Genomic DNA, 12,496 nt, shown 5'->3' with positions numbered 1-12,496 from the left:
CAATTATCATGAACTGGCCACAACGTCACCTCATCTGCTTAGTGTCCGGCGCCATCCTATATGCCGGAACAGCAGCCACTGGGGCCAGCGCATCCCCTGTGGATATTCAATTAAATATTGGAACGCAGCCCATGTATGCAGCGCCGGGCTACCCGCCCGTAACCATCGCCACACCACCCCTGATGATCTGGCTGAGCAATCTGGGGGTCTATGCGGCCTATGGCGCTCCCCAACCCATTTTCTATCTGGGCTCAAGTTATTATTACTATTACGGGAATCGCTGGTGGGCCGGACCGGGCTATCGTGGACCCTGGCGCCCTATCGTCGCGCCACCACCCGCACTCCGTCATTGGAATCACCGCGACTGGCAGAATATTCAGCGCGACGTCGGCCGCCATTATCGCGATCCGCAATGGCGCCATTTTCGGCCAGCGGAACGTCCGCAACCGCCGCGCTATCGCGGACCAGAGCAGCGGGCACCTGGCGCTTTTCGGGGACCCGAGGGACATGGACCTGCGCAGCGACCAAATCATGGACAGGGCCATAACGATCAGAATCGAGGCCATGGTCCGCAGGGACAAGGATCACGGCAGGGTCGAAACTAACCGAGTTTGCCTCTGACCCAATCGCGGGCGGCATTGAGGGCGGCGTCTAAGGCCGCCGGATTACCGGCCCCGGCCTGCGCCATATCCGGACGCCCGCCGCCCTTGCCACCCAGTGGGTTCGCCACGATATTCACCAGCTCTCCGGCGTGAATCCGTCCAGTCAGCGCTTTACCCACTCTGGCAATCAACGCCACCTTCTCCCCTTCCACACCCGCCAGGACGATGACGCCGCCGTCAGGTAACTGACCGCGCAGACGATCCAGGGCATCGCGCAGGGCTTTGCCATCCATCCCCTCCAGGCGGCGGATCAATACCGACACACCGCCCACGTTTTCGACCTGTGCCGCAAGATCCGCACCCGCTCTGGCGGCTTCATCCCGCTTAGCTTTTTCCAGATCTTTTTCTAGTTGGCGCAGGCGCTCCAGGGTTTGTGCCAAACGTTGGTCGAGCTCTGCTGGGGCGACTTTCAACAGTCCGGCCGCTGCTTGCAGGCGTTCTTCATCGCGCTGAATAACTTCTAGTGCCGCCGCGCCGGCGACGGCCTCGATACGCCGGATGCCTGCGGCTACACCACTTTCACTGAGGATCTTGAATACGCCCATATCCCCCAGTGCCTCCACATGGGTGCCGCCACAAAGCTCCATGGAGAAATCTCCCATACGCACCACCCGCACCTCATCACCGTACTTCTCGCCGAAGAGGGCCATGGCACCCAGGGCCTGTGCCTCGGCAACAGGCAAGACCCGGGTTTCTGCGCCGACGTTATTGCGAATAGCGGCATTGACCACGCGCTCGATTTCCCGCAACTGCGCCGCCGTCACCGGCTCCGGCTGACTGAAGTCGAAACGCAGCCGCTCCGGGTTGACCAGCGAACCCTTCTGCTGCACGTGACTGCCAAGAACGTTGCGCAGGGCGGCATGGAGCAAATGGGTCGCGGAGTGATGGGCTGCCGTTGCTCGTCGCCCCACTTCGTCCACACTGGCGAGCACCACGTCGCCAACCTGTAGACGACTCGATGTCAAATGCCCCAAATGCACATACAGGTGACCCAAGGGCTTTTGCGTGTCACGCACGGCAAACAGGGCACCATCTGACTGGAGTTCGCCACGATCCCCCGCCTGTCCGCCGGACTCCCCGTAAAAAGGCGTCCGATCAAGAATAACCACACCTGCATCCCCAGCTTCGAGGAAGGCCACTTCTTCTCCATCGCGGATCAGCGCCAGAACCTTCCCCTCATCCGCACAGGCCGTATAACCGGTGAACACCGTAGTGGGCAGGCGCATGGCCAGATCGTGATAGACCCGTTCCGTCTTCACTTCTCCACTGCCCGCCCAGGCGGCACGGGAACGGCTGCGCTGCTCAGCCATGGCCGCCTCGTAGCCCTCCATATCCATGACCAGATCGCGCTCGCGGGCAATATCGGCGGTCAGATCGACGGGAAAACCAAAGGTATCCGCGAGCCGGAAAATGATTTCGCCGGGGATGGCGGCACCCGCTGCCAGACCCGCAATGGCCTCTTCCAGCAGACTGAGTCCGCGCTCCAGCGTTTCCCGGAATCGGGTCTCCTCACGCTCCAGAGCACGCTCGACTTCGCGCTGTGCCCGCGCAAGTTCGGGAAAAGCGCTGCCCATCTCGGCCACCAGTGGTGCCACCAGTTGATGAAAAAATACGTTCTCCATGCCCAGCTTGCGGCCATGCCGCACGGCGCGGCGGATAATGCGGCGCAGTACATAGCCGCGCCCCTCGTTGGCGGGCAGGACGCCATCGGTGATGAGAAAGCTGCAAGCGCGGATGTGATCCGCCAGCACCCGCAAACTGGTGTCCGTCGCCGTATCACTGCCGTAGGTTTTGCCACTGATGCTGGCCGCCGCGGCAATCAGCGGCTTGAAGAGGTCGGTGTCATAGTTGTTGTGTACACCCTGGAGAACGGCCGCGAGACGCTCCAGACCCATGCCGGTATCGACAGAGGGTTTGGGCAGAGGGGTCAGGGTGCCGCTGCTGTCCCGGTCAAACTGCATGAAAACCAGATTCCAGATTTCGATATAGCGATCACCATCGGCCTCGGGGCTACCCGGAGGGCCACCGGGAATGTGGGGGCCGTGGTCATAGAAAATCTCTGAGCAGGGGCCACAAGGGCCGGTGTCACCCATGCTCCAGAAGTTATCCTTCTCGCCACAGCGGGAGAGGCGCGCGGGGTCAATGCCGATCTCGTTAATCCAGATGTCGGCCGCCTCATCATCCTCTTCGTAAACCGTAATCCAGAGCTTTTCCGGCGGCAGGCCCAAACGTTCGGTAAGGAAACGCCAGGCAAAACCGATCACTTCACGCTTGAAATAATCACCAAAAGAAAAGTTGCCCAGCATTTCGAAAAAGGTGTGGTGCCGCGCTGTGTAGCCAACATTTTCCAGATCATTGTGCTTGCCACCCGCACGCATACAGCGCTGTGAGGAGACAGCGCGCCGGTAGGGACGGGTTTCCAGACCGAGAAACACGTCCTTGAAGGGTACCATACCGGCATTGGTGAACAGCAGGGTCGGATCATTACGGGGAATCAGCGGGCTGGAGGGTACGATCTGGTGCCCCTGCTCCACAAAATACTCCAGAAAAGCTTGGCGAATGGCTTGCGCGTGCATCGGTCTTCCGTTAATAAAAAACAAAAATGAAAAGTAATTCTGGCTATCCTAATCGGCGGAGAAACCCTCATCTCTGCCAGCTGCCGCAAGTACGCGTCGAATGACGTCCCCTGTGAATCCACGTCCGGCCAGAAAACGGGTACGCCGGGCATAATCTTTGGCATCTGCCGGCGCCGTACCGCCAAAACGCTTCTGATACACCGCCTGCGCTTGCTCCAGCCAGTTAACCTCTGTATTTGCGGCGGGTTCATCAACCCCCGCCCGCTGCAAGTCCTGGCGCAAGCGCAACGGCCCATGCCCCTGACGCACACGGGTACGGGTGAGCATTTCCGCGTAACGCGCATCATCCTGATAACCGGCAGCGACAAGTGCGTCCAGCGCCAGCGCCACGTCCCCTGCGTCACATCCCGCACGGAGCAGCTTGTCACGCAACTCCAGACGTCCATATTCCCGACGTGCCAGCAGCCGTAGCGCCAGCGCGGTGGGATCGCTGCGTTCTGCCGTCAATTACTCGACCGCTGCGGGCTCGACCGGCTCGACCACGTCTTCGGCAAAGGCCAGGGGATGTCCTGCTGCCGCTGCCCGTATCCGCTGCTCGATATTGACTGCCAGCTCCGGATGTTCCTTGAGATACTGACGGGCATTGTCCTTGCCTTGGCCGATACGCTCCCCCTGGCAGCTGTACCAAGCCCCGCTTTTCTCCACAATATCGAACTTCACACCCAGATCCACCAACTCGGAGAGACGGGAGATGCCTTCACCGTAGTAGATGGCGAATTCGGCTTCGCGGAAAGGGGGGGCCACCTTGTTTTTGACCACCTTAACGCGGGTATCATTACCTACCACTTCGTCGCTCTTTTTGATCGCGCCGATGCGGCGGATATCGAGACGCACGGAGGCGTAGAACTTGAGTGCATTACCGCCGGTGGTCGTCTCCGGGCTGCCATACATCACGCCGATTTTCATGCGGATCTGGTTGATGAAGATAACCAGAGTGTTGGTCCGCGAGATATTGGCGGTGAGCTTGCGCAGGGCCTGGCTCATCAGACGGGCTTGCAGACCGACGTGGGAGTCGCCCATGTCACCTTCAATTTCCGCTTTGGGGGTCAGCGCTGCCACGGAGTCGATCACAATCAGGTCCACTGCCCCCGAACGCACCAGCATGTCAGCGATTTCCAGCGCCTGTTCGCCGGTATCGGGCTGAGAGATCAGCAGGTTTTCCAGATCAACGCCGAGCTTGTGGGCATAGCTGGGGTCGAGGGCGTGCTCGGCATCAATGAAGGCCGCTGTGCCTCCGGCTGCCTGACAGCTGGCGATGACGTGCAGGGTGAGCGTCGTCTTGCCGGAAGATTCCGGCCCGTAAATTTCCACCACCCTGCCCCGGGGCAGGCCGCCCACCCCCAAGGCGAGGTCCAAGCCCAATGAACCGGTGGAGTAGACCGCTATATCTTTGATGGCATTGTGATCGCCGAGACGCATGACGGCGCCTTTACCAAACTGCTTGTCGATCTGTGACAGGGCGGCCGCAAGGGCCTTGCTACGCTGTTCATCCATAATGCTTTCCTTCTCCTGATATAGAGGGTTATCCTATCCTTTCAAACCACCATTTTGCAGTGGCGCGCGGCGGGACCTGGTCACCCGGAACAGCGGGTCATCGGAACAACCTTTTCCGGCATTCTACCTGAGCGGGCGAGCGGGGCAAACGACTGATGGCCGGGGGACAGCCATTTGGCGGGTCGGCCGCCGTCCAACCTTGCTGGTGCCTTCAGCTTTTACTCTAGCAACAGTCCGAGCAACCCCCCCAGGGCCACAGAGCCCGCCGCATACTGCACCGACCAACGATCTCCTGAGAAATGGCAGGTCCGCACTTGCGCTCCGGCATTCCGCGCACCCCAGGCAATACAGACGGTGCCCACGGGCTTGCCAGGCACCGCGCCTCCCGGCCCCGCGATACCCGTGATGGCCGCCGCAAGATCGGCGTCGCGCAAGGCGCCCGTCAGCATTTCCAGTGCGGTCTCCTCTGCTACGGCCCCGAGCTGCGCGAGGGTGGCTTCCTGCACCTGTAGCCATTGCACTTTCGCGGCATTGCTGTAGGTGACAAATCCGTGCCGCAACAGCGCCGAGGAGCCAGATAAGGCGGTGATCCGGGCGGCAAGGCCGCCGCCCGTGCAAGACTCCGCCAAGGCGAGTCGGGGACCCTGCGCACCGGCCTGCTGGAGCAGACACCATTCCGGCGGGGCCATTTGCAACGGCAAGGCGGCAGTTGTCCCCGATTCGACCCAGTACTCGCCCGGCAAAATCTCCGTTTCAGGGCCACGATCGTTGAACAGACTCCAAGGTGTCGGGCAAGCCGGCAAAGACGCGCGTGCCCAATCCCGCAACCCGACCCAGTCACCGGCAGACAGATGGGTGCAAGATGCTGATTTTATCCAGTCTGCAGCGTTCGCAAACTCGCCAATGGCCAAAGCCATGCCGGAACAAATGGGCAGTGTGGCGACGAGCCCTACCCGGACATCCACACCGGCACGCCTGGCCCAGACCGCGAGACGCTGGGCATCCGGCAACGCGGCAGGACGCATGGGCAGAAATATCTGCAAGGATTCCGTAGGGGTATCCGTCATAACCAGCCCGCCCACAGAATCAGTCGTAAAATAATCAGTGCCGGGATCGCCGCAGCGATATCATCGAGCATAATGCCGGTGCCGCCATGAACATGTTTGTCCAACCAGGAAATCGGCCAGGGTTTGAGCATGTCAAAAAAGCGGAAGAGCAGGAACCCGGCGAGCAATGTCCACCAGCCGAAAGGCACCAGCCAGAGGGTGAGCAGCAGACCTACCCATTCGTCCCAGACAATCGCCGGGGGATCCAGGGCCCGTTTGCCGCTACCGCCATTTTGCATCTCCCGCGCCGTAGCTCCGCAGAGCCATGGGCCTACGGCGATCATCCCCAGTAGAGCGAGCGTGTAAACCACATGATTTTGCAGCACGAAGGCCAACAGTAGATAGAGGGGGATCGCCGCGATAGTGCCCATAGTCCCCGGAAGCACCGGCGACAGACCGCTGCCGCCGCCGAATGCCAGCCAGTGATACCACGGTCTAGAGTGCATGGACATGCCCCCAGGAGGAAGGCAACGACAATGACTGATCCCGCCAGGTCAGGGTTACCGCAACTTGCCCATTGGGATTCGGGGACAGGATGCTGCCCACCGCGGTCAAACGCAGAGACAGGGCAGCGGCTACCCGTTGTAACGCCGCAGAAAGTGCAGCAGGAGCACAAAGAATGAGTTCATAATCATCGCCGCCGGTCAGCGGCCAACGTTGCCAGCGTTCCGGATCCTCACCGGCTAAATCCATCAGTTCCCGGCTGAGCGGCAGTGCATCCAGGGCAATCTGCGCATGGACACCCGATGCTTCCAAAATATGGCTGAGATCGGCCAGAAAGCCGTCGGAGCAATCCATAGCGCAACACACGCCGCATGCTGCAGCCGCTTCACCAAATTCGAGGCGAGGCGTGGGACGCAGACGCCGTGCTTCCAGTGCTTCCCGCTGGGCTACTGAACAGGGGAAACTTTGCCCCTCCTGACCACGCTCCACCAAAGCCAAATCCAGAGCTGCGGCAGCATCTCCGAGACTGCCAGTGACCCAGACCATGTCTCCGGGCTGAGCTGTATCACGACGCATAACACATTGATCTACCAGCCCCAATGCGGTTATGGAGAGCGTCAGAGGTCCATCCGTAGATACCGTATCTCCCCCTGCCAGGGTAACGCCATAGCGCTCGGCGAGCGCACTCCACCCCGCCATAAAGTCTTCCATCCACGCCCCATAGCCCGCTGCGCGCAGCGGCAGGGCCAGACTGAGCAAACACCAGCGCGCTTCCGCACCCATGGCGGCGAGATCACTCAGATTGACGGCCAGCGCTTTCCAGGCCAGGTCATAGGGACGGACATCGGGAAAGAAATGGCGGTCGCCAACCAGCGTATCCATCGTCGCCACCAGTTGCCGACCCGCGGGGTCCAGCCAGGCGGCGTCGTCGCCGATACCGAGCCGCACACCCTTGCCCGCCTTACCGAGACGACTCCGTAACTGTTCTATGAGCGCAAACTCTCCGCCCGCCATGTTCACTCCGTTTTTGCCGATGCTCGCGCTACTATAGCAAGGACATCACCTGAAGGAAGCCATGCCCAGCACCCCCACTGTCACCGGACGCTTTGCGCCCTCCCCCAGCGGCCCACTCCATGCGGGATCACTCATTGCCGCCATTGGCAGCTATCTCAGTGCCCGCAGCCAGGGCGGACGCTGGCTGTTGCGCCTGGAGGATGTGGATGAGGGTCGCGTGCGTCCCGGTGCCGCCGACACCATTCTCCGGCAACTGAAGGCTCTGGCCCTGGACTGGGACGGACCGGTGCAGACGCAAGCCGCCCGCAAGAACGTCTATCAAGATGCGCTGGAGGCTTTGCAAGCACAGGACGCCGCCTACCCCTGTGCCTGTACCCGTCAGGAGATCCGCGGCTTCGGTGCGCGTTATCCGGGTGTCTGCCGGGCGGGTCTGGCACCCGGACGGCAGACCCGCTCCTGGCGCCTGCGGGTGCCGGATATCCTTAACCCCTGGGAGGACCGCTTTCACGGCTGGCAGTACACCCCTGCAATCCAGGGCGATCCCATCCTGCTGCGTGCGGACGGTTACTTTGCCTATATGCTGGCCTGTGCGGTGGACGACGGTGAGCAAGGCGTCAGCGAAGTGATCCGTGGCGCTGATCTGCTCGCACTTACCGGGGTACAGCGTCACCTGCAAAGCGCGCTGGGCCTGCCGCATCCGCAATATGGACATCTGCCACTGCTTTTTAATGCCGCAGGTCATAAGCTCTCAAAAAGTGCCGACAGCCCCGCATGGGCTGGCGACCCTAGTCAGGCTTGGGAAAAAACGTTGCATCTCTTGGGTTGGATTACGCCTCCTGACCTTCATGGTGCCGACGCAGCGCTGTGGCGTGACTGGGCGTTGACACAGATGACTGAAGAAAAGCTTCTTTATCGCATGACTGCCGCTGGCCTGTAGCGCAGCGTAGCGCTAAGCTACCCCAGATGGATCTACCCCCACTAACCTCCGCCACTCTGCTCCGTCGCTACAAACGCTTCTTGGCCGATTGCCAGTTGGCCAGCGGCGAGATACTCACTGTGCATTGCCCCAACTCCGGGAGCATGCGCAGTTGTGCCGAACCCGGTCAGCCCATTCTGATTTCTCTTAGCGACAACCCCAAACGCAAATTGGCCTGGACCTGGGAGCTCTACTGGAGCGACGCCAGTTGGGTCTGCGTCAACACCCAGCGCCCCAACGCGGTGGTCGCCGAAGCCCTCGCGGCGGGTAAAATACCCATTCTGCAACATTACACGCAATTACGCCGGGAGGTGCCTTATGGCAGCCATGAGCGCGTCGATATCCTGCTCAGCGCCGAGGGCCAACCACCCTGCTACGTAGAGGTAAAATCCTGCACACTGCTGGAGGACGACCGCGTCATCCGCTTTCCAGATGCGGTCAGCAGCCGTGCCCTGCGCCATCTGAACGCCTTGACCGAGGTGGTCCATAACGGCGGGCGAGCGGTGATGTTTTTCCTGATCGGGCGGGAAGATGGTCAGGGATTTGCCCCTGCAGACGCCATCCATCCAGCCTATGGAAAGGCCTTGCGCCAGGCGCACGCCGACGGTGTGGAAATTCTGGCCTACCGGACCCGCGTCAGTCCTGATAAAATAGCCGTAAGCGCGGCGGAAACGCTTTTCTTTTAGCCGCTTCAGGAGGACCGCATGTTACAACGTAGCAAAAAATCACCCCAAGGCAGCATCAAAACTCTGGAAGAAGTCGAGAAAATGCGGGTCGCCGGCCGGCTCACCGCCATGGTACTGAAGATGATCGGCCCCCATGTCAAAGCCGGTATCACTACCGGCGAACTGGATCGCATCTGTCACGATTACATCGTCAATGATTTGCAGGGCATTCCGGCACCACTCAACTATCAGCCCAGCCCGGAATATCCACCCTTCCCCAAGTCCGTCTGCATCTCCCTCAACCATGTGATTTGTCACGGCATCCCTGGTGACCGCGTTATCCGGGATGGCGACATGCTGAACATTGACGTCACCGTCATCAAAGACGGCTATCATGGCGACAGCAGCAAAATGTTCACCGTCGGCGAGGTGCCCTTGCGGTCGCGGCGGGTGATGGAAGTCGCTCATGAAGCCATGGTACGCGGCATTCAGCAGGTGCGGCCCGGCGCGACTCTGGGCGATGTCGGCCATGCCATTCAGGTCTACGCTGAGGCACAGCATTGCTCCATTGTGCGGGAGTTCTGTGGGCACGGGATTGGCCGCGTTTTCCACGACGAGCCGCAGGTATTGCACTATGGCAATCCCGGCGAAGGCATTGAACTGATAGCGGGTATGACCTTCACCATCGAGCCCATGGTCAATGCCGGCAAACGCCATATCAAGGCCCTGCCCGACGGCTGGACCATCGTCACCAAGGATCACAGTGCCTCCGCCCAGTGGGAGCACACTATTCTGGTCACCGACGATGGCTACGAAATACTGACCCAACTACCCGGCGACCCCATCTAGGAATGGCGAAGCGCGTCGCGCAAGCCTGGACGCCCGTACCCCATGCGGCCTTGCGCGAGGGTCAGGGCTTGCTGCAAGCCGCCTTTTCGCCACAGCAGAGCAGCAGCACCTTGCTCCGCCAGCACTGTCGCCTGGTGGACAACACCTTGTGCACGCTCTGGCAGACCCCATCGGGCACAGACATCTCAACCGCTGCACAACTCACCCTGGTGGCCGTAGGCGGGTACGGGCGTGGCACGCTTTTCCCCGGCTCTGATATTGACCTCTTGATCCTGACCCCCAGCGTCCTGACCAGGATACAAAAAGGCTTCATCGAAGGCTTCCTGACCAGTCTCTGGGATCTGCAAATGCAGGTGGGACACAGTGTCCGCAGCGTGGACGAATGCTTACAGGAGGCACGTCAGGATCTGGGTATCGCTACCACCCTGCTGGAATCCCGCTATCTCGCGGGATCACATCCCTTGCTGCAGGATATGTATCGCGCCTTGCAGGATAATCCCCCCTGGTCCCCGCCGTTGTTTTTCGCCGCCAAGCTGGCGGAGCAGGAAAATCGCCACGCCCGGTGCAGCGATACCGCCTTTCATCTCGAACCCAACGTCAAGGAAGGCCCCGGCGCGCTGCGCGATATCCATCACCTGCAATGGCTCGCGGCCAGTGTTTTTGGGGAGGGCAGTCTGCGTCGTCTGCGCGATGAGGACATCATTACCGGCGAGGAATACCGCCAACTCCTGCGCGCCCAGGCTCTGCTCTCCCGCCTGCGGATCGCCCTGCACTATGCCACCGGACGCCACGAAGACCGTCTGCGCCTCGACTTGCAGGTGCCGCTGGCGCGGCAATTGGGTTACACCGACCGCCCCGGACGCAGCGCCGTCGAACAGTTGATGCAAAAGCTCTACCGCGCCTTCGCCGACATCCTGCGCGTCTCTGCCATTGCACAGGAGAATATCGCGCAGCAACTGGCCACCCGCAAGGCAATGCCAGCGGACACCGATCAGCACGTCGCCCTGCCCACGCTGCACCGCGATGATCCGCAATTGCTCCAACACGTTCTGAGCCTGTTCCGCAGCCTGGCGGAAGACTTCCGGCGGCGCACCCTCGATGCCCAGACCCAGCGCCAGCTTTACGGGTTACGGAGCGCTATTCACCCGCGTGACCTTGATCGTGATCCCATTGCGCGGAGTGAATTTCTCGCCATTCTCGCCCAACCAGAGGGCGCCTATCGCAGCCTTAACATGATGCAGCAATGTGGCATTCTGGCGCGAATACTCCCCGCTTTCGGACACATTACCGGACGTATCCAGCACGACCTTTTCCACGTTTATACCGTTGATCAGCATACCCTCTTTCTGCTCCGCAACCTCAGTCAGATGTGGACCAGCGAGGCGCCACAGATGCCCATTGCCAACGCCGCCCGAAAACAGGTCGAAAAACCGGAATTACTGGTGCTGGCTGGCCTCTTCCACGATATCGGCAAAGGCCGCGGTGGCGATCACTCCAAAATCGGCGCGCAGGAAGCCCGACGCTTTGCCCGGCGTTTGCAGTTGTCGTCCTGCGATACAGAACTGATCGTCTGGCTGGTGGAACAACATCTGCAAATGTCCAGCGTCTCCCAGCGGCGTGACCTCGAAGATCCGCAGGTCATCAGCGATTTTGCCCATCTGGTCCAGGATGAACGGCATCTTGCCTATCTTCTGCTCCTCACCGTCGCCGATATGCGTGCTACCAATCCAGAACTCTGGAATGACTGGAAGGGACTACTGCTCAGCACGCTGTACCGGGCGACGGCCAGCGAACTCCGGCGGGAAGATCGTCAGATACAGGACCTTCCACAAATCGTCGCCGACAAACAGCGCGCCGTTTTAGAGGGAATCGCCAGTATGGACCAGTTGCGGGCACGCGCCCTCTGGCAACATCTTTCTGGCCCTTATTTCCTGCGTTACAGCGCGGACGAACTGCTCTGGCATTGCCGGGAAATACTGGCATACCAGGGCTGCAAAACCCTCGTCGCCGTACGGCCCCATGCGCCCGAGGGCAGCGAAATTCTGCTTTATGGTTTGGACCGTCCGGGGCTTTTTCAGCAGATTACCGGTGCGCTGGATCGGCAGTCCTTGAACATTATCGATGCCCGAATCGATACCAGCGAGGATGGGCGCGCTCTCGATACTTTTCTGGTCATCGACAACAGCCACGCTTTCGCCCACAGCGACCAGGCCCACACGGACCTCGCTGCCGAGCTGCGCGCGGTCATCGAAGGCGAGACCGCCAGCAAACCCCGCTTTGGATTACGTCATCGCGACCCACGTCATCGTTTTTTTGCCCATGTTCCCGCCGAAATCCGGGTAGACAACCGCGCCCTACCCCGCTACACCCTGCTGGAGGTGCGTGCCGCTGATCATCTGGGTCTGCTCTATCAGGTGGGTGAGGCACTACGCGCCTTACAACTCAATATCCACGGCGCGAAAGTCTCCACTTTTGGTGAACGGGTGGAAGATACCTTTTTCATCCTCAACGAGTGTGGGCACAAACTGACGGACGCACAGGCCAAAGCGCTGACTCAAACCCTGGGCAACATTCTGAACGGCAAGGCCGCATAGACGATGCAGCTTGGTCAGGCACGCTCTCATTCCCAGCACATCCGCCCTTTCTCCAG

General features: G+C 60.5%; 11 protein-coding genes. 5 read left to right on the top strand and 6 right to left on the bottom strand.

Annotation, left to right across the window (positions count from 1 at the left end):
• Positions 1-8: 8 nt before the first annotated feature.
• Entirely contained in the window at positions 9-605 is a 597-nt protein-coding gene (locus H2515_RS06750) for a hypothetical protein (RefSeq protein ID WP_198661251.1), read from the top strand.
• On the opposite strand, the gene alaS is transcribed toward H2515_RS06750, so the two are convergent.
• The 6 genes from alaS to thiL form a co-directional block, all read right to left on the bottom strand.
• Positions 602-3,238, bottom strand: coding sequence for an alanine--tRNA ligase (alaS, locus tag H2515_RS06745; protein WP_198661250.1), 2,637 nt, complete (start codon positions 3,236-3,238; stop codon positions 602-604). The two genes, H2515_RS06750 and alaS, sit on opposite strands and share 4 nt — an antisense overlap.
• A gap of 48 nt (positions 3,239-3,286) precedes the next feature.
• Positions 3,287-3,745 (bottom strand): regulatory protein RecX, encoded by a 459-nt coding sequence (locus H2515_RS06740; RefSeq protein WP_198661249.1) that lies wholly within the window; start codon positions 3,743-3,745, stop codon positions 3,287-3,289.
• Positions 3,746-4,792 (bottom strand): recombinase RecA, encoded by a 1,047-nt coding sequence (gene recA / locus H2515_RS06735; protein WP_014029215.1) that lies wholly within the window; start codon positions 4,790-4,792, stop codon positions 3,746-3,748.
• A gap of 218 nt (positions 4,793-5,010) precedes the next feature.
• The gene (locus tag H2515_RS16320; protein ID WP_198661248.1) at positions 5,011-5,859 is read right to left on the bottom strand and encodes a CinA family protein; all 849 of its coding nucleotides are present in this window, start codon (positions 5,857-5,859) and stop codon (positions 5,011-5,013) included.
• Positions 5,856-6,344, bottom strand: a complete 489-nt coding sequence (locus tag H2515_RS06725) for a phosphatidylglycerophosphatase A family protein (RefSeq protein WP_198661247.1) — start codon at positions 6,342-6,344, stop codon at positions 5,856-5,858. The genes H2515_RS16320 and H2515_RS06725 overlap by 4 nt, the downstream gene beginning before the upstream one ends.
• Positions 6,334-7,356 carry a thiamine-phosphate kinase gene (gene thiL, locus H2515_RS06720; RefSeq protein WP_198661246.1) on the bottom strand — a complete coding sequence of 341 codons (1,023 nt, stop codon included), beginning with the start codon at positions 7,354-7,356 and terminating at the stop codon, positions 6,334-6,336. Before thiL ends, H2515_RS06725 begins: the two co-directional genes overlap by 11 nt.
• 61 nt (positions 7,357-7,417) lie before the next feature.
• Here thiL and gluQRS point away from each other — a divergent pair, with 61 nt between their 5' ends.
• Genes gluQRS through glnD form a run of 4 tightly spaced genes read left to right on the top strand, consistent with a single transcriptional unit; the run spans position 7,418 to position 12,440 of the window.
• Complete coding sequence (gluQRS, locus tag H2515_RS06715; RefSeq protein WP_198661245.1) at positions 7,418-8,293, top strand: tRNA glutamyl-Q(34) synthetase GluQRS; 876 nt, start codon at positions 7,418-7,420, stop codon at positions 8,291-8,293.
• A gap of 26 nt (positions 8,294-8,319) precedes the next feature.
• Entirely contained in the window at positions 8,320-9,018 is a 699-nt protein-coding gene (gene sfsA, locus H2515_RS06710; RefSeq protein WP_198661244.1) for a DNA/RNA nuclease SfsA, read from the top strand.
• Positions 9,019-9,036: 18 nt separating this feature from the next.
• Positions 9,037-9,846: a type I methionyl aminopeptidase gene (gene map, locus H2515_RS06705; RefSeq protein ID WP_014029221.1), complete on the top strand. Its 810-nt coding sequence runs from the start codon at positions 9,037-9,039 to the stop codon at positions 9,844-9,846.
• 2 nt (positions 9,847-9,848) lie between these two features.
• Positions 9,849-12,440, top strand: coding sequence for a [protein-PII] uridylyltransferase (gene glnD, locus H2515_RS06700; RefSeq protein ID WP_198661243.1), 2,592 nt, complete (start codon positions 9,849-9,851; stop codon positions 12,438-12,440).
• Positions 12,441-12,496: the final 56 nt, after the last annotated feature.

The sequence above is a fragment of the Acidithiobacillus ferrivorans genome, from assembly GCF_016250455.1.
Taxonomy (GTDB): domain Bacteria; phylum Pseudomonadota; class Gammaproteobacteria; order Acidithiobacillales; family Acidithiobacillaceae; genus Acidithiobacillus; species Acidithiobacillus ferrivorans.
This window is presented reverse-complemented; position numbering and strand designations above follow the sequence as displayed.